Annotated in this window: 21 protein-coding genes; 8 read left to right on the forward strand and 13 right to left on the reverse strand. The window is 45.2% G+C overall.

Translation table 11 applies throughout. The annotated features are described in order from the left end of the window. Positions 1 to 14: 14 nt before the first annotated feature. Positions 15 to 3,119, forward strand: coding sequence for a hypothetical protein (locus NDI34_RS12450; protein ID WP_348232801.1), 3,105 nt, complete (start codon positions 15 to 17; stop codon positions 3,117 to 3,119). Between the two features lie 95 nt (positions 3,120 to 3,214). After that, a complete protein-coding gene (gene psaI, locus NDI34_RS12455) occupies positions 3,215 to 3,331 on the forward strand; it encodes a photosystem I reaction center subunit VIII (protein ID WP_190410993.1) in 117 nt (38 codons plus the stop codon). Positions 3,332 to 3,448: 117 nt separating this feature from the next. Here the strand turns inward: psaI and NDI34_RS12460 are convergent, their stop codons facing one another. The 6 genes from NDI34_RS12460 to NDI34_RS12485 form a co-directional block, all read right to left on the reverse strand. Next, entirely contained in the window at positions 3,449 to 3,568 is a 120-nt protein-coding gene (locus tag NDI34_RS12460; protein WP_190410994.1) for a photosystem II reaction center protein J, read from the reverse strand. A gap of 47 nt (positions 3,569 to 3,615) precedes the next feature. After that, complete coding sequence (locus NDI34_RS12465) at positions 3,616 to 3,738, reverse strand: photosystem II reaction center protein L (RefSeq protein WP_190410995.1); 123 nt, start codon at positions 3,736 to 3,738, stop codon at positions 3,616 to 3,618. 13 nt (positions 3,739 to 3,751) lie between these two features. After that, a complete protein-coding gene (gene psbF / locus NDI34_RS12470) occupies positions 3,752 to 3,886 on the reverse strand; it encodes a cytochrome b559 subunit beta (RefSeq protein ID WP_190410996.1) in 135 nt (44 codons plus the stop codon). A gap of 369 nt (positions 3,887 to 4,255) precedes the next feature. Then, positions 4,256 to 4,501: a cytochrome b559 subunit alpha gene (psbE, locus tag NDI34_RS12475; protein WP_190426780.1), complete on the reverse strand. Its 246-nt coding sequence runs from the start codon at positions 4,499 to 4,501 to the stop codon at positions 4,256 to 4,258. Between the two features lie 110 nt (positions 4,502 to 4,611). Then, complete coding sequence (locus tag NDI34_RS12480; RefSeq protein WP_190426782.1) at positions 4,612 to 5,616, reverse strand: photosynthesis system II assembly factor Ycf48; 1,005 nt, start codon at positions 5,614 to 5,616, stop codon at positions 4,612 to 4,614. 99 nt (positions 5,617 to 5,715) lie between these two features. Further along, a complete protein-coding gene (locus NDI34_RS12485; RefSeq protein ID WP_190410999.1) occupies positions 5,716 to 6,051 on the reverse strand; it encodes a rubredoxin in 336 nt (111 codons plus the stop codon). A 319-nt stretch (positions 6,052 to 6,370) separates the two neighbouring features. On the opposite strand from NDI34_RS12485, the gene ndhC reads away from it, so the two are divergent. From ndhC to NDI34_RS12505, 4 genes are all read left to right on the forward strand, one after another. Continuing rightward, entirely contained in the window at positions 6,371 to 6,733 is a 363-nt protein-coding gene (gene ndhC, locus NDI34_RS12490; protein ID WP_190411000.1) for a photosynthetic/respiratory NAD(P)H-quinone oxidoreductase subunit C, read from the forward strand. Then, positions 6,730 to 7,476 (forward strand): photosynthetic/respiratory NAD(P)H-quinone oxidoreductase subunit K, encoded by a 747-nt coding sequence (gene ndhK, locus NDI34_RS12495; protein ID WP_206755316.1) that lies wholly within the window; start codon positions 6,730 to 6,732, stop codon positions 7,474 to 7,476. The genes ndhC and ndhK overlap by 4 nt, the downstream gene beginning before the upstream one ends. Further along, positions 7,469 to 8,008, forward strand: a complete 540-nt coding sequence (locus NDI34_RS12500) for an NAD(P)H-quinone oxidoreductase subunit J (RefSeq protein WP_190411002.1) — start codon at positions 7,469 to 7,471, stop codon at positions 8,006 to 8,008. Before ndhK ends, NDI34_RS12500 begins: the two co-directional genes overlap by 8 nt. 528 nt (positions 8,009 to 8,536) lie before the next feature. Further along, positions 8,537 to 9,934 carry a DNA phosphorothioation system restriction enzyme gene (locus NDI34_RS12505; RefSeq protein ID WP_348232812.1) on the forward strand — a complete coding sequence of 466 codons (1,398 nt, stop codon included), beginning with the start codon at positions 8,537 to 8,539 and terminating at the stop codon, positions 9,932 to 9,934. A gap of 235 nt (positions 9,935 to 10,169) precedes the next feature. On the opposite strand, the gene dndD is transcribed toward NDI34_RS12505, so the two are convergent. Then, positions 10,170 to 12,164, reverse strand: a complete 1,995-nt coding sequence (gene dndD / locus NDI34_RS12510; protein WP_348232802.1) for a DNA sulfur modification protein DndD — start codon at positions 12,162 to 12,164, stop codon at positions 10,170 to 10,172. Between the two features lie 58 nt (positions 12,165 to 12,222). Beyond that, positions 12,223 to 13,779 (reverse strand): DNA phosphorothioation system sulfurtransferase DndC, encoded by a 1,557-nt coding sequence (gene dndC, locus NDI34_RS12515; RefSeq protein WP_190411005.1) that lies wholly within the window; start codon positions 13,777 to 13,779, stop codon positions 12,223 to 12,225. Between the two features lie 90 nt (positions 13,780 to 13,869). On the opposite strand from dndC, the gene NDI34_RS12520 reads away from it, so the two are divergent. After that, positions 13,870 to 14,994 (forward strand): DNA sulfur modification protein DndB, encoded by a 1,125-nt coding sequence (locus NDI34_RS12520; RefSeq protein WP_348232803.1) that lies wholly within the window; start codon positions 13,870 to 13,872, stop codon positions 14,992 to 14,994. Positions 14,995 to 15,015: 21 nt separating this feature from the next. On the opposite strand, the gene dndB is transcribed toward NDI34_RS12520, so the two are convergent. Continuing rightward, positions 15,016 to 16,104, reverse strand: a complete 1,089-nt coding sequence (dndB, locus tag NDI34_RS12525) for a DNA sulfur modification protein DndB (protein WP_348232804.1) — start codon at positions 16,102 to 16,104, stop codon at positions 15,016 to 15,018. 128 nt (positions 16,105 to 16,232) lie between these two features. Here dndB and NDI34_RS12530 point away from each other — a divergent pair, with 128 nt between their 5' ends. Then, the gene (locus NDI34_RS12530) at positions 16,233 to 17,834 is read left to right on the forward strand and encodes a DGQHR domain-containing protein (protein ID WP_348232805.1); all 1,602 of its coding nucleotides are present in this window, start codon (positions 16,233 to 16,235) and stop codon (positions 17,832 to 17,834) included. 307 nt (positions 17,835 to 18,141) lie between these two features. On the opposite strand, the gene NDI34_RS12535 is transcribed toward NDI34_RS12530, so the two are convergent. Genes NDI34_RS12535 through NDI34_RS12550 form a run of 4 tightly spaced genes read right to left on the reverse strand, consistent with a single transcriptional unit; the run spans position 18,142 to position 21,940 of the window. Beyond that, on the reverse strand, positions 18,142 to 18,627 hold the full coding sequence (locus tag NDI34_RS12535; protein ID WP_348232806.1) for a hypothetical protein: 486 nt from the start codon (positions 18,625 to 18,627) through the stop codon (positions 18,142 to 18,144). Between the two features lie 6 nt (positions 18,628 to 18,633). Continuing rightward, complete coding sequence (locus tag NDI34_RS12540; RefSeq protein ID WP_348232807.1) at positions 18,634 to 20,610, reverse strand: hypothetical protein; 1,977 nt, start codon at positions 20,608 to 20,610, stop codon at positions 18,634 to 18,636. Continuing rightward, on the reverse strand, positions 20,607 to 20,825 hold the full coding sequence (locus tag NDI34_RS12545) for a CxC ATPase DNA modification system associated small protein (RefSeq protein WP_348232808.1): 219 nt from the start codon (positions 20,823 to 20,825) through the stop codon (positions 20,607 to 20,609). Before NDI34_RS12545 ends, NDI34_RS12540 begins: the two co-directional genes overlap by 4 nt. 2 nt (positions 20,826 to 20,827) lie before the next feature. After that, positions 20,828 to 21,940, reverse strand: coding sequence for a helicase-related protein (locus NDI34_RS12550; protein ID WP_348232809.1), 1,113 nt, complete (start codon positions 21,938 to 21,940; stop codon positions 20,828 to 20,830). Positions 21,941 to 22,023: the final 83 nt, after the last annotated feature.

Consider the following 22,023-nt stretch of genomic DNA (forward strand, 5'->3'; position numbering starts at 1 on the left):
GCTGCTTGCCTCCTATGGAATACTGGCAATTTCTAATACAACAAGAGGGTGATTCTTCCTGGCTCTCCCTAGAGACGCCAAGTGTGGAAATCCAAGAAGGTCGGTATCGGGTGGTTGCTCACTCCAGCCGTCCCAACACCGAGGTGGAAATTCGCATCACCTATGACAGCACTGAGGAAGTTCCCCCCAAGCGGCGGTTTCAGAAGCGATCGCGCCGCACCAACGCCGAAGGCTTGATGGTGGTCATTCCCTTCACCTATCTCAAGTCGGGGCGCTGGGAGTTGCGCTGCTCTGGCGATATCATGTCAGATTTCCTCGGCAACACTTGGCAGCAGGCAATTCAATTCCAGGTTTTTCCAACCACCCCGGCAGATGCAGATGTCGATTTAGTTGGACACATGCGACCCGTTTGGAGTGCCCAGGTAGGTGTCGCCACCGAAACCGTCCAAGAATCATCCGCAGGTTCTGCCGCTGACCGCCCCGTTAACCCTGCCCCGACAACCACTGAAACGCTCACCGCCGACGTTGACCTTCCGAATCCAGTGCCTCCTTCCCCAGAGGACGAATCAGTGACAGAGGCGATGACTAATGCTGGCTGGGAAGAAGACGATGATGAGGCAGTCAATGAATTATTCCTCTCTTTCGGGGCATCGGAGGCACAAAGATGGGAGACGGCACTCAACCGCACCCCTCCAAAGGCGGCAGTGCCCGTCAGCCGCCTCGTAGAACACTCGCTACAAATGGTGGACGAAATCTTACAGGAAGTCGTCGATCCCGTCTGGCAAGCGTTTGAGCCGACATCTACGGCTCGTGGAGCTATCCCGCAGAGTGAGTTTTCCCGCGATTCCTTAACGTCTCCCCCTGTCAGTAACTCGTCGGAGCTTTCCTTTGCTGCCGCCGGAAGAAGTTACTCAGCAGAAACTGAGCCACCTGAAATTGATGAAGCACCGATCCGACTGACCCTCGATCGGGAGACGCTGGTCGTGCGTCGAGGAGAGCTGATTGCCTTCAGCGGACAAGTAGAGATCCTAGACAGTTTTAGGGATTTGCATCTTTTGCCGCCAGACGTACTGCGAATTGAAATGCGCGATCCGCAAAACTCACAAATCTTGGTAGATGTCCAGCAGCTGATACCCGAACAGGTGCCGAGTTTTTCTTTTAGCTGTAATTTAGAGCTGCCCGAAAATTGCCAAACCCGTTTGATTTTAGGAGAAGTCACGTTAATCGATGCGGCTGAGACAGTCTTGGTGACTCACGCCTTTACCGTGACAGCCGATTTGGAAGACTTGCTCGATGCGATCGCTCACGATAAACAGCACGCAAATTTATTGAACCCGCCGTTAGATTCCCTTTTAGGAGAGACACCCCCGATCGATTCATCTTTCCTCGATCTGGTGGAAACGGCAAAAGATACTCCGCCGCTGCACTTAGAACCTTTACCTAATAAACCCCTACCGGAGCAGATTGCTAAATCCGATCCTGCCATTGCAGCGCTTAAACCCCCGGAACTTCCAGCAATTGCTTCCGATACTGAGGCAACAGGGAACGGGGAGGCAACCGATAGCGATGAGCCTGAGGACATTCTCGCTTTGGGCGATCGCAATACATCAGTGACTTCTGAACCTCCGCCGGTGGTATCCCTTCCCCCGCAACTTTATCGACCCGATCCTGCCAATCCAGTTAATCGATCGCTTAAACTTCCGGTGATTTCTGATGCGATGCCTGCAACCGAGCGCATCGAGAATGGCGACACATCCGCTGCGAAAGAGGAAGATTTATCTTCTGCACTAAATCCTCCCCAACCTGTTGATGCCGCCCCTCCTGAGGGGGCTGCGCCTGATGTAGAGCAGTTATTTGATAATTTATTGAATCACTTAGCTCAGACTTGGCAGCGTTCGGAGGAACCCGATGGAACAGATGCCAGCGCTGATGCCGATACAGATTTGCATAGTCAGCAGGACGTAGGTGTTGAAGATGCTTCTGATATCGAGGGAGCAGAACACTCCGCTGAACACTCCGCCGAACAAAGAGAAGCGCATCTCTCCGCTGACTCTCAAGCATCGCCCTTAGATACGGCTTTTGCGACCCTGAAGCTGCAAGATCGTTTTTTGTCCCGGTTGAACGACCTGGCAACGGATGAGGAATCTTCAGCATGGCTGCAACCGGAAGAGGTATTTGCAACGGAGGAGGAATCTACCGAGGAAGCAGAGCCTTCAGCAGACCTGACCGAGGGCAGCGAAGACACTGACGTTGCCGATGATGACGTTGCCGATGGTGACGTTGCCGATGGTGACGTTGCGGATGGCACCGAAGCAACTGCTGCCGAGCCGCAGGGGGAAACGGATGACCGTTTGCCACCAATGCCGACAGACTGGGAACTTGTAGCACTATTGCTTGACCAACAACCTCCCCTCCCAGAGTTGGAGGAAGAATTGGGTGAAGATGGCGGTATTGCCAGCGATGCAACGAACAATTCCCAAGAGGTGGGAGCCGCCTCTGGTCAACTGCCAGCAACTCCGCAGAACCCGGTTGAGATGGCTAAGAATGTTTTATCGATGGCAGAGTCTGCGGTTAACTGGACAGAGCGAGAGATTGTGGTAGACGATGACCCTTCTGAACTCCCTCCCAGCACCAGTGGGCGAGGCGGGTATGGCTCGCGAGAAGCTTCCTCTAGGGGGGTACAACCAGGGCGATCGCGTTTTGCCAATGCGGGGCGGGGGGTTCCCCCAGAACCGCAGCCATCGTCGCTGGACGAGGAACCCGTGCCAGAGCCTGAGCTAGTTTTACCCGAAGGCGAACTGATTGCCGGACAACCGTTGGCTGTCCGCCTGACGTTGCGATCTGAGTCCCCCCGGCTCTATGTCAAGCTGTGGGTGCATGACCGCCAAACGCGATCGCTGCTGGATGGCCCCCGGTGGCTAGTCGATTTTATCCCTACTGGTTTAGAATCCCTAGAGGCAACGACTCAACTAACTGTGCCATTTGGGAGCGTAGAAATCCGTTTTGAAGCTGTCGCGGTTGATACTTATACCCAACGAGAGAGCCATAAAGTAACTGTTGACCGTATAGTTATTCCCCCCGATTTGCCCAACTGGTCGCTAGATGAGTTTGCGGATTAGGCGCTTGTTAAAAATTTTTATGATTCGGTTTTTGGCTACCAATTCACTGTAAATTCAATTACGAAAGCTGTTTCATTAAAATAGGAAATTTAAAGATGGGAGCTTCATTCTTACCCTCAATCCTAGTGCCGCTAACTGGCTTGATCTTCCCGGCTGTCGCGATGGCCTTCTTGTTTCTTTACATTGAACACGAAGATCCAACGGGAATTTAACTTTAGCTGGGCATTAGTTGGGCAATGGAAAAAACCGCCTGTTCTAGTCAGAGAGGCGGTTTTTTTTGATGATTTGATGAGAGTTCTCTCAAATCTAGTTGATTACCCAGCTTTTCTCTACAAAGAGGAGCCTAGACCAGCGTAGGCACCATAGAAGAAAACACCTAGCACAGCGATCGCGCCCAGACCAGCGACGGTAGCTACAATCCACAACGGGATTCTTCCACTTCCAGACACAGCTTTTCCCTCCTAATTAAACTTAAAAATGATGCAGTCAAGCCCAGTTAGTTAAAGAAATAACTGGAAAACAGGATACCAAGGACAAAAACCAGTAGCAAGCCCAAGTAAAGAGAAGTACGGTTTAACTCAACTGGTTGATTATTGGGATTTGGACTCCGTTCTGGCATAATTAGGTTTCTCCTATCGTTGAATAAATTGCATAGAAGCGATCGCGCCCAAGAAAAAGATTGTTGGGACAGCCAGCGTATGAACCGCTAGCCATCTAACGGTAAAAATGGGATATGAAACTGGCTGATTGGGCGTATTAGTAGTCATGTTCTGCCACCTCTTTTAAACGACTTACTTGTTGACACTCCCAATTCTTTTGATAGAAATGGGACTTTTCGTACCGTAACGGGAAGGCTTTTCCTGCAAAAAGGGCTTCGTAAACCTATATTGAGCCTACTGACCCTTTGAAGTCTCCTCCAACCAGCTAGAGGTGATTCTTTTTCCAAACACTTCCGTATACCTACGGTACTTCACTACCGATGTATCAAACTGGATTCCCGTTCGCTCTTTAGAGCCGAATTGATGCGGTACTTTTAATCCCTTTTTTGCATCAAATCCAGCCAAAATTACCCCGGCAATCCTAACACAAATAGGTGCTTTTATTTTCACACCCAGCGATGTCTAGAGACTGCCCGCTTATTTTATAAAATCCTCGATTTGTTGCTTGGATTCAAAGCGATCTTGAACAATCGGCACTTCCTGCCGAGTTGGGGTGTAATACTCGTTGGGGCGGGGTGTCCCAAAGGCATCGTATGCAAGACCTGTGCTAACAAATAGCCAGCCTGCAATAAATAATGCAGGGATGGTGATGCTGTGAATTACCCAGTAACGAACGCTTGTAATAATGTCCGAAAATGGACGCTCTCCAGTTGTACCAGCCATTCAGATTCCTCCTCTGACAACAATTAAAAGCTAACTTAATTATGATACGAAACTCGGTAGAGAGTCACAAGCAAAGCATTAGTTGTATGACAATAATCTTGCTTTCCTCTTCAAGCCGCTTGCGACGAACCTTCGTATTTCAACAAAACACCTCGCTGACCTATGATAAATCCTTGCTGGGGTGTTAGAAACATAATCCTGTAAAGATTGGAAGGGATATCCTCTATCTCGCGAGCTTTTTCCCAAGTTTTGCCGCCATCCAGACTCCGCAGCAAATTTCCACTGCCTCCTGATACCCAAACTTCCTCAGGTGTCCGGTATGCCAAATCGAGTAAACCCCAACTGGTGGATACCTCTGGATATTGTGCTTCTTCCCACTCGTCTGGCTTTTCAGGACTGCTAAATTGTAGCTGACCGCCCCGCGCCAGCATCCACAGCCGACCATCTTGTGCAAACCCCATATTCTCCACTCTTCGGGAGCTATTTCGATTATGGGGAACCCAGGCATCTAGACCCGGCTCCCAAGTGGAGTAGAAGTTACCTTTGGCAGACACCGCAACATATTTGCCATCGGGAGAGCGAGACATATTGCGGACAACGCCCACCGCTTCTTGCACCATCGCTTTCCAAGTCTGTCCTGCGTCTTGAGTGCGATAAATTGCCCCAACGTTGGTGCTCATCTCAGCGGAGTTCGGACCGAGTGCCACAATTTTATTGGGTGCCCCCGGTAACTTGTTACTCAGCGCGATGCGAGTCCAAGATTTTCCCCCATCTGTGGTGTGGAGCAAGATAGAGGGTTCGCCTGTAATCCAGCCTTCTTGATCGGCAAAACTCACGCCAGTAAAGCGGTATTGCCGATCTCCCAGTTCCAGGTTTCTAGACTCCCAAGTCTTGCCGCCATCGGTTGTCTCCAACAGTGTGGAGTCACTCCCCACAACCCAGCCATGATTGGGGTCGCCCGTAAAAGCGAGATCCTGTAAGTTTGCCTGTGTTGGTAGAGAAATGGCGTGCCAGGGGCTGTTGCTCACCGAAGGAACTTGACTGCAACTGGCGCAAAAGAGGACAACTGCCAACAATATTGCAATTTGTTTCAGCTTTCTCACAAATAAATTCATACTATCTAGAACTGGTGCGTGCAAATCTTCTACTATACGAGTGTTAATCCAGCGAATGCGGCGGGGATTCGCTTCATCTGTTGCAAGCTGAGGCTGGTTTTATTGCAAACCATAGAGACTGATAAAGAACAAGAAGCCCAAGGCTAATGCCCCAAAAATGAGAAGATTCTTCTGTCCTGGGGTTAAACGGTTAACGCCTAGACCATAGCTCAGATTTTCCTTGAATCCAGAGGGGGAGCCTACAACGCCAATGTTTTGAAACTGTGTTTTTCGCACCCCACAAATTGGACAGCGCCAATCTATTGGCAATTCTTCAAAGGATGTCCCTGAGGGAACGTTACTCTTACTATCACCTTTAGTCGGCTCATAAATGTAGCCACAGGCGCGACATTCATAGCGATCTAGTGGTTGGGCATCGACGGCTTGATTGCTCATGGCTCAAGATAAAATTGAGAAGCCAATCTTAAAATGTATGTTAAAAATTATGCCATAAGTAGGGGATTTTCTTAATATTGTTTAGCTTGCCTCTGCCTTGAGGAGAGGACTTCGCTGTCATCCCTCGCTAGCAGTAACGTTGCCCGCTTCAGTAGGAGCCTTGACTAGAAAAGCTGAACGGGTCTATCAGAAAACAGTATCGATGATCGACGTTCGCTGCCCCGCCACTAGCAACTTTGGCAGAGGCAGGCGCTTTATAATGTATAAATGTGAAGAAGTAATAACAGCCGTCCTTTCATCTGAGTGGTAGTACAAGATCGTGTTTGTCCTCAGTGGGTATGAGTATTTTTTAGGCTTCTTGCTAGCTTCCAGTCTGGTGCCGATTTTGGCGCTGACTGCCTCCAAGCTCCTGCGGCCCAGTGGTAGTAGTCCAGAGCGGCGCACCACTTACGAATCTGGCATGGAACCGATTGGGGGAGCCTGGATTCAGTTCAACATCCGGTATTACATGTTTGCGCTGGTTTTCGTCATTTTTGATGTTGAAACTGTTTTCCTGTATCCGTGGGCCGTTGCCTTCAATCGCCTGGGTGTACTGGCGTTCATTGAAGCTTTGGTCTTTATTGCAATTCTTGTAGTTGCTCTTGTTTATGCGTGGCGCAAAGGAGCCTTGGAATGGTCATGAAATCTAACGGTAACAGTGATATTGCTGCCTTTGAGGCGCAGCAGAAAGAGAAGATCCTTAACCCGATTGAGCGACCTTCTGTTACTCAAGAACTTTCTGAAAATGTCATCCTGACAACGGTTGACGACCTTTACAACTGGTCGCGGCTTTCCAGCCTGTGGCCTCTGTTGTTTGGAACCGCCTGCTGCTTCATTGAAGTGGCGGCGATGATTGGCTCCCGATTTGACTTTGACAGATTTGGTCTAGTTCCCCGTTCTAGCCCTCGGCAAGCAGATTTAATTATTACTGCTGGCACGATTAACATGAAGATGGCACCGGCTCTGGTGCGCCTTTATGAGCAGATGCCAGATCCCAAGTACGTGATTGCAATGGGAGCCTGCACGATTACTGGCGGGATGTTCAGCGCTGATTCCCCGACTGCGGTGCGGGGTGTGGATAAGCTGATTCCTGTCGATGTCTATTTGCCTGGATGTCCCCCACGTCCGGAAGCGATCATGGATGCGATCATTAAACTGCGGAAGAAAATCGGGAACGATTCTATCCAAGAGCGGGATCAGTTTCAGCAAATCCATCGCTATTACAGCACCACTCACAAGATGCAAGCTGTAGAAACCATCCACGATGGCAAGTATTTACAGTTGGCTACTCGCCAAACTCCGCCGCAAGAGCTGGCGGCAGCGATGGGTATGCCTGTAGCACCAGCACTGTTGACGGCAGAAAAACAGGAGGAACCTCGTGGCTGAAGCAGAATCCCCAGCAGAATCTTCAGGGGAACCCCAAGCAGAATCCCAAATTGTGGAAGCGGGTAAGGTTTCCCTTTGGTTGAAGGAAAACGGTTTTGAGCATCAGGAACTAGAACGCGATCGCAGTGATGTTGAGATCATCAAAGTTGACCGGGACTTCTTGATTCCGATTGCTACAGCTCTCTACGCTTACGGATTTAACTACCTCCAGTGTCAAGGTGGATATGATGCGGGGCCGGGAGAGGAATTGGTTAGCTTCTATCATCTAATCCAAGTGAGCGACAATGCTGACAGACCGGAGGAACTGCGGCTGAAGGTGTTTTTGCCGCGAGATGACGCTAGAGTTCCTTCGGTATATTGGATTTGGAAGACGGCAGACTGGCAAGAGCGGGAAGCTTTTGATATGTATGGCATCGTCTATGAAGGACACCCGAACCTGAAGCGGCTTTTGATGCCGGAAGATTGGGTAGGCTATCCGTTGCGGAAGGATTATGTCTCGCCTGATTTTTACGAGTTGCAGGATGCTTATTGATTCAGGCAAAAGGCAATTAGTCAAAGAAAGACTTTTTCCGGGTTGACTTGTGGAAAGCACTCACTTTTTGTTTGAAGTGGGTGCTTATTTTTTTAGCGAAGGAACCGTAGCGATAGAACATGAAAGTGTCTCTACTTGAAATGAGGAACTCAAGCGAGGTTGTATCAAATATTACTGAAATTTAATGCGTATTGACCTATATTTTAAGAATGGGGATCTATGCGTCCAGGTAAATGATTTTTAAGTTAAGTAAGCAACGATTTTGGTGTAGTAATACTTAAGTTCGCTGGGTAGATAAATGCTGGGTAGATAAATAGCGATCGCACCCGATTACTCCCCTAAACCCATAAAATAAATCAACAACTTGAATGGCAGGGGTAGTGGCGCGTGAAGTTGTCGTCAAAGGGCGTTTATAAAGTCGAAAGTCAGGCAAAAGAGCAATCTGCTCGCGTAGCTTCGCCAGTAGAGTATGACCTGCAACCGATTAACAGACTTTTAGCAGTTGCTGCTTCTAAGGGAACCTACCATCTGCATCCCTCAGAAGGGCATGAAATACCCCTAGGATGCCCCAGAATACCAGCGTCTTTACAACTGCGACAGTATCAGCAGGAAGCGGTTGCTAGCTGGTTTGCCAATCAAGGCAGAGGAACGCTGAAGATGGCGACGGGGAGTGGAAAGACGATTACGGCGCTAGCGATCGCTACCTCACTCTATCAACAAATTGGCTTGCAAGTGTTGCTGGTAGTGTGTCCCTATCGACATCTGGTGACACAGTGGGCGCGAGAATGCGAGAAATTTGGACTACAGCCAGTTTTAGCTTTTGAGAATGTACGCAACTGGCAGAGTCAGCTATCAACGCAACTCTACAATCTGCGTTCTGGCAATCAACGGTTTCTCACACTCATTACAACAAATGCCACCTTGATGAGTGAAGGATTGCAATCTCAACTTAAATATTTTCCAGACAAAACGCTAATTGTAGGAGATGAAGCGCATAATCTCGGTGCAAGGCAGTTGGAGAAGAGTTTGCCTTCTAAGGTGGGGTTAAGACTGGCGCTGTCGGCAACACCGGAACGGTATTTTGATGATGAAGGAACGCAATCTTTATTTGATTATTTTGGCAGAGTTTTAGAGCCGGAATTTACGCTGAAAGATGCAATTCAACAGGGGGCGTTGGTGCATTATTTGTACTACCCTATCCTGGTAGAACTAACAGAGGCAGAAGCCCGTGCTTATGTAAAATTAACCGCTAGGATTGGCAGGGCGCTGTTGTTCCAGGAACGCAAGAACGGTGCTAGCAAAAGCAATTGGGAAGACCGTGAAGAACTCAAGCCATTGTTGATGCAACGGGCGAGATTAATTGGCGCTGCTACCAACAAGTTAACTGCTTTGCGCCAGTTAATGAGTAAACGCTTGGACACGACGCACACTTTATTTTATTGCGGAGATGGTTCTGTAGAAAGCACGCGCCAATTGAAAGCCGTTGCTAAAATTTTGGGAGATGAATTGGGATACAGAATAAACACCTACACTGCCCAAACTCCATTATCAGAAAGAGAAAATTTGCGGTGTCAATTTGAGTCGGGAGATTTACAAGGTTTGGTGGCGATTCGGTGTCTAGATGAGGGTGTCGATATTCCAGCAATTCAGAATGCTGTAATTTTAGCCAGTAGCAGCAATCCGCGCCAATTTATTCAGCGTCGAGGACGAATTTTGCGCCCTCACCCAGGCAAGCAACGCGCTACTTTATTTGACATGATTGTAGTGCCGCCAGAGTTAGATCGGGAAACTTTGGAAGTAGAACGCAATTTGTTAAGAAAGGAATTGCGGCGATTTGTAGAGTTTGCTGACTTAGCGGATAATGCGGGCGAAGCCAGAGTAAAATTACTGGATTTACAGAGAAACTACGAGTTAATGGATATGTAATGCTTTGGCTGAATCTAGTATTCCTTAATGGGTTGTAAAAGCAAATATACCTGGCGATTAGAAATCGCGGCTACACAAACAAAGTCCGCCTACGCGGACTTCTGAAACCCGCGTAGGCGGGTTTAGTTGAATAAATGCGAAGCAACTTCTGCCCCCCTTCGGAAGAAGGGGGGTAAGGGGGGTTGGCGTAGATGCGAATTCTATTCGCCCTCTTTACTCACATAGAATTGTGAGATCACCAGAAATAACCGGGTACTACGGTTGTCTGGCGATCGCTTGAGTCATACTTCAGCAGATACTCGTGAGCGATCGCATCCAATTCTCGCAACCTTTCGGCTTCAGTTTTGCCAACCTCAGTATCGGTGGATAATAGAATCACCTGATGACTCGCAGAGGGAAAATATCGCTCAACTAAATTCTGTCGGTGAGAAGAATCTAGTCGCCCCAGCGGTGTGTCGATTGCTACAGGTAAGTGGTGTCCGGCGACTCGTGCTAATCCCCATAAGAAAGCGATCGCTAGTAATTGTTTTTCTCCAGCTGAGAGGCGATGCTTTGGTACGGGTTGTCCCTGCGGATCGTAGATAGAAAGGCTGAAGGTTTGAGTGTCAATGGCTACGCGATGCACTAAGTCAGATTTGTGCAGCAGATAGCGGAAACACTCGGTTACTTCTATTTCTAATTTATTCAGTTTTTTCAGGGTTAATTTTTCCCGAAATAGCTTTAGGGTCGCTTGAACTTTGGCAACGGAGGCGATAATGTGCTGATTATTTTTTAGCTTGATATTGTCTTCGCTATAGTCTGCTAATTCTTTTTTGGTTTTAGCGATCGCTCTCATTAATTCTTCACAACGGCGGGTAGCCATTTCATGAGCAACTTGAGCTTTTGCGACTGCATTATTCGCTTCTCTAACAGCGTCTTGTAGTTGTTGATACGCTTCTGGAGAAGCAGCAGTGGCTATCTGTCTATCGAGAGCATCTATCTCAATTTCTAGGTTTTCTAGTTCTTCTAGTTTTTCTTTGGCTCTAAATTTAGCAGTATTGATGCCAAAATTTAAGAAGTTATCCAGTTCCTTAATTTCTTCTAATTCTGCTAATAACCAGGGACTTTCATTGTTCGCAATTTCTTCCTCAAGTTGTTGATTTTCTTGGTCTAGGAAAAATTTTATTTTGTCAAGTTGCTCGGAAACTAATGACAATTCGGCAATATAATTTAGGAGACGATAGTCTCGTTCTACCAAAACATCCCGTGCGATTTTTTTCTGTTGTTGGCGGCTTTCCTTTTCGGCTTGGCATTTAGCTTGTTCAAGCAAGGGAGAAATTAAAGTGAGGGGAAAGCTACCAGCAGCTAATTCTCGCAGCGCTTCCCGCGTTTTTTCTGCCTGGGTTGTGAAATGGTCTTTTTGTTTTTCTAGACGGTTGCGATCGCTGGCAAGTTTTCCACCTTCGTACAGGAATTTTTCAGAGGCTTCGCGCTGCTTTTTTTCAGCCATCTCTAACTTATTTTGCAGAGAACCTACTTCTTGGGTTGCAGCTTCTAATTCATCTTTTTGTACATTAAGTTTTTGTTCAATTTCTTCTAACGTAGCGAGTTCTTTAGCGCTAGCAATTTCTTTGCGCTTACGGCTAACGAGGATATCTAAATCGGCGGATAGACGTTCTGAGAGTTCTAAGCCTAATAGCGATTGAATTGCCCCGACAACTAAGGGGGGTGGAGTGTCTAATTCGGCAAGTTCTTTTACCTGTTCGCCGTCAAACAAAAATAAATTAGAAATTCCCAGCGGTAGTAGGTTTTCAATATATTCGTCCCAGGTGTTGGCAAGGGCTTTATCGGGCCATTCATCCCATTCATCCTTAAGGAGAATCCCTAAAGTGTCTTTACCGTCTTTGGGTTCTTTTTCCCAATATCTGACAATTCTTAAAGTAGTGGGTTTGTCGTCTTGGATGACTTCAAAAGCTAATTCAATTCGGGCTTTTTCTGTGGGTGGGGTGTTGCGGTTGACTGACTGGGTAAGAAAGTCGTTATAGCTTAAGTTGCCGCGTGTAGAACATTGGGCGCGAGAACCGTATAAAGCAAGGCGAATGGCGTCCATCAGGGTCGTTTTACCGCCGCCGTTCATGCCTCCAATTAAGATAATTGGGCGGGTATTTTCATCCGTTTCGGGGCGGAGGTTGATGACTTGTCGCCCCAGATAAGGGCCGAAGTTTTGCAGGACGAGTTCGAGGAATATCACAGCTTATTGAGAATAGGTAATCGGTAACGGCTAATGGGTAATCGGGAATAAACAGCACTTATTCATTAGCGTCATCTGCTTTTGGCGGTGGAAATTTCATGCTTGCCCAACTTAGCTGTTTCACTTTATCAATATCGCCTTCTACAACAGCGTTTTTCAATTCGCGCTGATCGTGGGCATTTTGAATTGCATCCTCTTTCGATCGAGAACTGCTTTCAAAGCATTTATCCAGTTTTTCGTAAACGCCGCGCCGCGATTTGACATGAAATTGACGTTCTGTATCTAGCAGTTTCGCCATCAGTTCTAGGTGCATTTCATCATTGCAGATTTCTTGTAGCACTTCCCACTCATCACTGCCTAGGAGTTTCCTCTCAGCACCAGGACGAATGTCTTGGAACGATTCGCCTGTGACTTCTTCGTAAATACGCGGCAAGCTGTCATCAAATTCGTGTCTTTCTTCTAACCAAATGCGACGAATTTCACTTAACTCTTCACAGGTTATTAGGGTGATATCGTGCATATCTTCAGGTGCTTTGCGGCGAATTTCAGTTTGAACAGTGAGAAGTCGCCTTAGTAAATGATCCCGCGCTTCTTTAGTATAGGGGCCAGGAATAGGCTCAACGGATATTTGCCCATCTAAATTTCGCTCATAGAGTTGGACATTACCTTTTCTACGTCGAAAATCACGTCGATCCCGACTATCTTCAACATCCAATTCAATACGAAAATCGAGCAGAGGCTGTAACCACTCTTTCTCTTCGTCATTTTGAATCATCGCCGTCAGCGATTTATCTTGAGTAACCATCGTGCAAACCCAACACCCAAAACGAGAACTGCCACAACTAGGGGTGGAAGTATCGACAACCAAGGGACATTCATTATCAGCGCTAGCACCTCGGTACATCGCGAATAAGTCTTTGTTGCTGTATCCCCAAGGGTTTGACCACTGCATCAGATAAAGCCAAACTTCATCATCACGCCAGTCTTCAATAGGGCTGTAAACTAGGGAGTTTGGCAAATTCATATTGGGGCTAAGGCGATCGCGTACCCGCTTGGCTTCCATTTTTTTCATTCTGTAAGCACGTTTAGTGCTTTCAGCTTTTCGAGTACCTAAGACAAGGATAGTTTCACCACTGGTTCGGATGAGATCCCGAATAAAACGGTTGGATGGATTAATTTTCAGTCGTTCAGTACACCAGCGAAATTTACCTCTAGGCGCTGGATAGCCTTTACCAATCAGACCAACCCAGAATGTTTCTGTCAGCTCTGGTTTCAATAAAGTAGGAACTATTGGCATTTTTTGATCTTGAGCAGACACCTTCATCTGCTCAATTGATTTATTAACCCAGGCTGATACAATGGGATTTTCTACCAGCGTATCCGTAGTAATAACATCAATATTTTTTGTTCGTTTTTCTAAGGGAAGAGCAGCAATTGCATTCCAGATTAGCTGCAAGACTGCGGTTGAATCCTTGCCACCGCTATATCCAATTACCCAAGGTATTTCATCCAAACAATATAACTCTTGGATTTCTTGAGTTAGCATTTGTATGTCTTCAACTAACTCCTCAACAGTCCGTGGTGGAAATATTGCCATCTGTTGGTTTTGGGTCATATTTTAAACTCCGTATTTTCCTCATTTATTTTGCTATTAACTTATGATTATGATAAGTGAATATGTTGCCTCATAATTTTATTTATTTATATGTCACTTAAAGAGCATTTTGAGTCGTATTTTGCCAAATATCATCCTCACAGATGCTATCTAGGGCTAATTTTGCACCAGGGGAAACGCACAATGATACAGATCAATGCTCCTGCTAATGAATTGCCTACTCTTCTTCAAGAAAGGCCATCCGTTGGCAACGATCCTAAGTCTGGTAAACATCGCCCAGAGGTAAAAGGCCATGCTGAACAAATCAAACAGTATATTGTTGAAAATGCTACGCAAAATAAACCCTGGATTCTTGGCAGCCTGACGGCTAATGTTGCTCCCGAACAAATTAGTGTAGAAGAACTGGGAAGAGGACTTTGTATAGTAGTTATTCCGCATAATGTCAAATTAGATATCACTGATGGACAACACCGTAGTCTAGCAATTAAGGACATAAATAGAAATAGCAATTTAATTGGTCATGACTCTTTTCCCATTACAGTAGTTTTAGAAGGAAGTTTCAAGCAGTGTCAAACCGATTTTCTGGATTTGGCTCAAGCAAAACCAGTTAATCAAACTTTCTTATCATCATTTAGCGATTCTGTTAGGCATAAGATTACAGAGAAAATAATTAATAACGTTTTGATGTTTAAAAATAAGACTGATAAATTCAATAAAGCTCCTGGTAGAAATGAAAAATTAATCTATACAACTAAATATATCGCTACATCTGTTAGTTGTGCATTTACTGATAATCCTAACGATGAACTTGAAAAATACGACGTTGAAACACACGCTGATTTTTTGGCTAAATGTTTTAATCAGTTTTTCAGTGAATGTAAGTATACTCGGTATTTTCATGAAACCAACGTTGAAAAATTAACCCTTAACGAAGTAATTGACTTTAAGGACAATTGTCTACTAGGTGTGAGTGTTGGAGTAGAAATTTTGGGGCGATTACTGTACTGTGCTTATGAGCCAAAAAGTCATTCTTTTAATCATAAAAAAGTCTCGCAATTGGCAAAGCTGGATTGGTCAAGAGATAGTAGGCTTTGGCAGAATAATGTCATTAGGGTCAACCCCAAACAGAACATTCAAAATAAGAAAATAGCATGGGGAGCAAGCGCTGTAGCAGATGCAGTTAAGGTAGTCAAAGCTGAACTGGGATGGATGTAAGTGATCGCTGTTAGATTGCACTTATTCCCCCCTCCTTCTTAAACGGGCATTCTCTAACCTTTCCTCTTCTGGTGTCAGCGGCAAATTCAGGTGCTTTTTAATATAAGCACTCATCTGAGTGACACTGGTGCGGGATTTAGAAATCCCACCACTAGACATAATTATCCCTTCCCAATCAGGATTAGAGCGCGACCAGTCGATTTGTTGCAAACCTTCTAGATGTGAGTCCCAGTTTTCCGGGTAAAGCGACAGCAAAGTTGCTCCAACAGCGCCTAAACTAGCGATCGCGATCGCGTGACTATGCACATAATCCCGCCGGATTTCGCCTGCGCTAACCTTCCCATGTAGAACTTGCTCCCAAGCTGGGATATAGCGACTAACTGCATTCCAGTAACGGACTGCTCGTTCAATCTGCTGTTCAGTCTCCTGGCGATCCGTTAGCAGGGCAAGAGTAGCATTATAGATGCTGTTGAGAGTAAATAGCTTGCCAGAGCGAGTAGGCAGCGTACTGCGTTCCGTATCTGTGAGGTTTCTAAAAACCTGAACTTGCTTGACAATTGACCGCACCCAGTTTGTTTTCTCATCCCGATGATCGTAAAGAATGTTTAGCGATGGATCGGGATCGACTGCATAACGGTTTAAATCAATAAACATCTGCTGCGATCGCTTTAGACCTATATCTAAAAAGAAGATAACCGCGATCGTTTCATACCCCAGTTCGGGATTTTCTTTCAGCGCCATTTCCAACGCTGCCCGTCGATGTTGCCCGTCATGGATGGCAAAACGCGCATCCATAGGCACTTTCAAGCGTCCAATCTTCCGCGCTTCTGTCTCTGTTCCAATCGGTTCAAAAGTGATATCCGCGTCAATCGATGCCGTAATTGCCGAGAAAATGTAGTTAGTCGGATTGTTCAAAATATATCGGGCAATTTCTGGCACACGGGTTCGGTTGAGCGATCGCTTTGTCCTCTTTTCCGGCGGCATTTCCCCATCGTCCAAGGGGAACAGCTTCGGGATAAATCGCAGCGGACACATCGAAACGTAGTATTCTCGCCCTGCCTGAATTCCCCGAATCACAGGCAAAACGTACTCAAAGGAGGGGGTAAGCATAAATACCCAGCCTATTTAGTTTCAGACACAATCTCAGTATACATAAAGTTTTTAAAAACTAGATTTGACACAACAAGTTTTGGCTGATAGTTTTTAAAAATTACTTGAAATTCCCGGTAAATCTGCCTATGAACAGCCCTAGCAACCCCATAACTGACCTTGCCACCCAGATTTTGGAACGGGAAAACCAAGAAAAACAAGCGATCGCACTTCTTTTAGATAGATATCTGGCGCGGAACGACCAATTCCTGGTTCAGAAGATAGAAATGGGCGGTACGGAGGCGTATATCGGTTCGGCAACCCTGGAGTGGTTTGCCAGTCGCGTTCGCTTCGCCTCTCGCCTGCCGCTTTTCCGGCAAAAATTCGACCCAGAGAAAGACAATGTGGAAATCGACGCCGAGAGTATTGAGGAGATTCAGCAACGACCCCTAGATTGGTCGCGCCAAGCGCCCTTGACGCAGTATTTAGCAGCCCGAACTACCCACAAATTCCCGCCAGTTCTAGTAGTTGTCAATCAACCTTGGGTAGACAATCCTAATGCTGCCGAGTGGGATGCAAGCGGACGGGCGATTAAATCTGCTGCTGATTTTATGGCACTAGATAAAGACGGCAAAGTAGGGTTGTTAAACGTTTCCCCAGATGTCACGATTTTTGCCTTGGATGGTCAACATCGACTGATGGGAGTGCAAGGTTTAATGGAGTTGCTTCAAACGGGAAAACTCCCACGATATAAAAAAGATAAAAAGCCTTCAGGAGCTGTTATTACAATTGACGATCTCAGGCAGAGCTATGAGATAGACCCCGCTTATTTGCAAAACTTAGCTAAAGAAAAGATAGGCATTGAATTTATTTCAGCCGTCGTTACTGGAGAGACACGGGAACAGGCACGACGACGAGTGAGATCCATCTTTGTCCATGTCAATCTCATGGCTGTACCTTTAAGTAAAGGTCAGATGGCACAGCTAGATGAAGATGATGCATTTTCAATTGTTGCCCGAAAAGTTGCTGTCACCCATCCTCTACTAAAAGATATTGACGGGCGCAATCCTCGTGTCAATTGGGATAGTGCAACAGTTGCCGCTAAGTCAACCGTTTTAACTACCCTGCAAGCGCTCAAAGAAATGTCTGAACGGTACTTAGAGTACAAATTCCCCAAGTGGAAACCTGTGGGGAAAAAAGGTCTAATTCCCATGCGTCCTGATGATGGAGAGCTGGAGGAGGGAATTGAGGAATTCAAGCAACTTTTTGATTATCTAACAACTCTGCTCAGCTTTCAAAGGTTGGAAAATGGCGCAGAAACCCCGGAAATGCGCCGCTTTAATTTTGAAAAAGGTGGGGGGGAAGGAAATATACTTTTCCGCCCAGTTGGGCAAGTTGCCTTAGCTCAAGCTTTAGGAATTTTGGTTTTTAAAAAGGGATTTTCGCTAAAAACAATTTTTGAAAAACTTCAGAAATACGATGCGGATGATGGCTTCAGTGGCATGGAGTCTCCCGATTCTCTTTGGTATGGCGTTTTGTACGACCCGAATAAAAAGCGGGTTTCAGTTGCCGGAAAAGACTTAGCCGCAAGATTAATTGTTTACTTGCTGGGTGGTGTTGATGATGACATGGAACGTGCAGAAATTCGCCGCGCTGTAGCTGAGGGAAGAACAATTGAAGATAAAGCAATGGGATTTAATAGCAAGTTTGTAGAGCCAAGGCAGGTAGGATTACCGCCAATTCTATCTTGAGTTCATAAGTAGAGACGCGATTAATCGCGTCTCTACAAAGATTAATCGCGTTTCTACAAACCATCAAAGAGAGCATCCCGATAGCTGCAAAGATGCTGCCGCAAGAACCTTCGTTTTTTAGAGTTGAAAATATGCCAATAATGGCAAGATTAATATAGGTAAAAAAATAAAAGGGATAAAGGTGCTGACAAAGCCAACAAACCAGAAACTATCCCAAAACATTAGTCTCAGCAGAAAATACAAGACAATTAATCCTGAGTAGGCGTAAGTCAAAATTTGAGTTGCTTGCTTCAAAAATTGGAGAGTATTAATCATAACTTTTGGTATAAGTTTGATTTTTTAGATCTTTAATGCAACGAAAATATTTCCTAATAAAGGTTTCAACAGACTTAGGACGATCATCCCCAAAATACTCACATAGGGCATCAAATCCTCCATGAGCATATTGATTCATTAAACGTACTCCGTCGTTAGACATATAGGATGGGGAGTTCGGATCAACTAGTTCTGCAACTCGACTGTAAACATCATCGCGCTCATCTAAATCTATTACTAAACGAGATAGCTCCGTATGAATCAAAGCTCCTACTAGAAGTCGTCCACGAAATTGGAAGTCTCCAGGAAAATATCCTACAAAACCATCTACATCATCAGAATTAATTTCAGTATTCCTGCGCCCAGAAGCAAAACCTGCCATTAAACAAAAATAGTATAGATCAAATAGGAGATAACGCTTGGGATCGTAGATATCCCTGAACCATCTCCGAGCATCCTTACGCAATTGAAAATCCATCTTTGTTTATACTTCCTCTTCTAGATCGAAGCAATTGAAAAAGTCTTTTCCTTTAACTATCACCCCGTTAAGCGTTTCTGCTCGTTGCTCTGGAGCCATATTCTGCCAAAGTGAATTCATTCTAGAAGTTTTCCGAAACAGCGTTAGATACTGCACCTGCTCGCTTGCTGCCTGATGTAAAACGTCAACAAAACTCTGTCGTTCGCTGGAGATGGTAAAAGCAACAAATTGAGCGCATAGGGAGGGAATAAGACGGGCTACTTCTGGACGCACGTTTAGATCGAGCGCTCCCGCAGGGCTGTCTACGATAAAAGGCAACTGGTGGTCACTCCGGTTAAAGAGGGTGGCAAGGAAGGCATAGCTAACGGAAAGAGTTTGACCCATACTTGCTCCTCCTCGACCCTGTAGCTTCAGCGAATCTTGGATATCTTCCAGCCTAACTGGATCTCTGGAGAGTAGCTGAGTAATGCGGTGGTTGGTTTCGTCAATAATGAATTTCCGCAGTTCTTCCCTTGCTTGCTGATGCGCTTCAAAGAGGATCTTTCGAGCAATCTCCGTTTTGCGCTTCAGCTTTAAAGTATTTGTTGCCTCAGCTACGTCGTCTTCTGCTTTTTTAATGAGTTGATCTAACTCCTTAAGACAGTCTGTATTCTCACTAGGTTTGCTGTGGGATGAACGCTCAATCTCTTGCAGCCGTTCAGTACATTTTTTAAGTTCCTCTTTAAGGTGATCCAGACTAGTCTTTTTCTCCTCTAGCTCAGAATCTCCTTGTTTAAGACGTTCTTCTTCCAAAGAATGCCGTTCGGTTTTTAAATTATCTCTCGCTCTAATCAACTTTTGTAGATCTTGCAACTGTTCGTGAAATTCTTTATAGTAACTTTCCATATCTCCACCGCAATAGGTGGCAATATCTGTTTTAATACTATTTAAAACTCCAACTTCATCTTTTCCTAGATAGTTCTTTGCGCGATCGCGAACTGCTTGACGAGTCTCATCATCCATTGAACGACCGCAGATGCATTCTTCGGCTTCTGCAAGTTCATCAAAAAATTCCTTTGATGTCGAGTTTGGTAATTTTAGTTTATCTAAATTGAATTTTAGATCCATTAGAGATGCGGCTAAATTAGGTATGAGTCTTTGAGGATCTCGCATTTTCTCGATGGTCTTTTGAACTTCCAGAGCGACTACTTGTTCAGCATTGTCAAGTTGAACTTTGAGCGTTTGCAATCGGCTTCCTATATTTTTATCTTTGCTCAAAGCTGCTTCATATTCTTTCTCTACTTCCTGTATTTCTAATTTAAACTGCGCTTTTTTTAAATGTAAATCATCTTGCTCTTTTTTTACTTTCTCTCGCTTCTCTTTGAGCCGATTTAATGCATTCCTCCGACGAGTTAACCCTTGGGCTGATTTTGAAGTAGCCGTCTCTGCATGACTTTCCCAATTTTTTTGAAATGCCTTAGCTACCTCTTCTAGTAAAGATAGTTGAAAAAGAGAATCTATAGCTTCACGGGCGCGTGTTTGTTTATAATCTAGTAAATTATTTGCTAGTTCTCCGTCAAATACAAAAAGATTGACAAATGCTGGATTAAGAAATTTCCTCAGCTTTGGTGGTGGAAAAAATCCATCTTGAATGCCAGCACCATAACTAGTTCTGTAGTCAACTCTTCCTTTATTAAAATTAAAGTTGAGTTCAAATGTAAGGAGATTGTCATTAATAGCTAATTTGACAATAAATTTACCCGATTCTGTCGAATCACCGCTCCGTCGGAGTTCGCTAATCTTTTCTGGACTCCACTGCCTTGCCGCCCCGGAAAGCGTAGCGCGTAGCATATTTAATGTAGTCGTCTTACCAGTGCCGTTAGGCATCTGTACCAATGTAACTCGGTATGGTGTACTGCTATTAGGTGGACACAGGCGCACTTCATGGTCGGGACATCGTAAGCCCGAAGCAGACCAACCTAAAAGGGTGAGTTGTAGGCTCATTCTAATTCCTCATCTTCATATTCATATTCATCACTTTGAATTGCATCCAAAATTGTTCCTAGGGAAACTCTAATATCATCTTGGCTAGATAAACTAGCAGTTCCATCTGACAACTGTTCTAGCCAATTCATCATTCTTTTAGCAACTTTTTCCGGTTGATTATGATTTTTAACTGCCGAATGAACTGCTTCATAAACCTTTATATCGATAGCCATCGTTAAGTTACCTTTTGACAAATTTTAGATAAACTGGTTAGCCATTCCTTACGGATTTGGTCGGCATTTAGCTTCTCAGTGTCTTCATCTTGAACCCGAATGAAGTCAACTACCACAGCCCGCTTGCTTGGATTTGCTGGATCTTTACGCAAACACCGACCCATTCTTTGGATGGTCTCTAGTTTTGACCGTGCTGATGAAAATAAGACTACTGAACGCAAAGATTGAATATCAATTCCTTGAGAAATTCGATGGCAGGTAATCAAACAAGAAATTTCTCCGTTGACGAAATCTACTAACTTCTGTCTATCGTCTTCTGCATAATAGGTGTGAAAATCATATCTATAATGATGGATAATATTTATTACTTCTTCTCCATATTGACGATCTTCTACAAACACAAGGCATCGTTCGAGTATCTCTGGGTGCTGGTCTAAAAGCTCCTTAAAATATGGTAGTTTTGTCCGGGATATTTTGTGTACTCGTGCTAAGGCTGTCCAGAATTCCTCCTGGGACATAGGCCGTCCTTCAGTTTGTCGCGCTGCTCTCAGACTGTAAACATTTTTAATGCGCTGCCTATCCTCATCCGATAATTCATACTCAACTGAGTAGTAATCAAATTCACAAAGAATTCCACGACGAATCGCATCTTCAAGACTGAAACGATAGATGACTAAACCTACATTCCTTTCTATGAAAGCAGTGCCCTCTTCATCATATTCACGCTCTGGAGTAGCACTTAGTCCGAGTCGATAGGCAATATCTTCAGATAACCCTTCTAACTCTTCGATGTTGGCTGGACTCCCCAACCCATGTACCTCATCATGAATCAGTAATAAATGTTTCCTAGTGGGACGAGTAAGTGATCGCAGCATATTACGAAGAAGATTACGGGATACGACTAACACGCTGTTTTCTGGGTCTAGCTCATACTCATCCTTTTCATGATGTGTTTCATAATGCTTGAGGACACGAAATTTAGGAGTCAAATTACTGGCAACAGCGTACAACTGATTTGTCCATTGATCTAGCAAGTCGGTTCCTGTTGCAGTAATAATTACAGAGTCAATGGCTTGTCTCGCTACTACAGCAGATTGCAGGTATATAGAGTACATTGAGGTCAGTGCATGAACAGGTAGAATGAAACCTTACTCCATCGACTTTCGAGAAAAAGTAGTCAAAGCATACGAACAAGAAA

The sequence above is a fragment of the Trichocoleus sp. DQ-U1 genome, assembly GCF_039961925.1.
In the GTDB taxonomy this organism is placed as follows: Bacteria; Cyanobacteriota; Cyanobacteriia; order Cyanobacteriales; family FACHB-T130; genus FACHB-T130.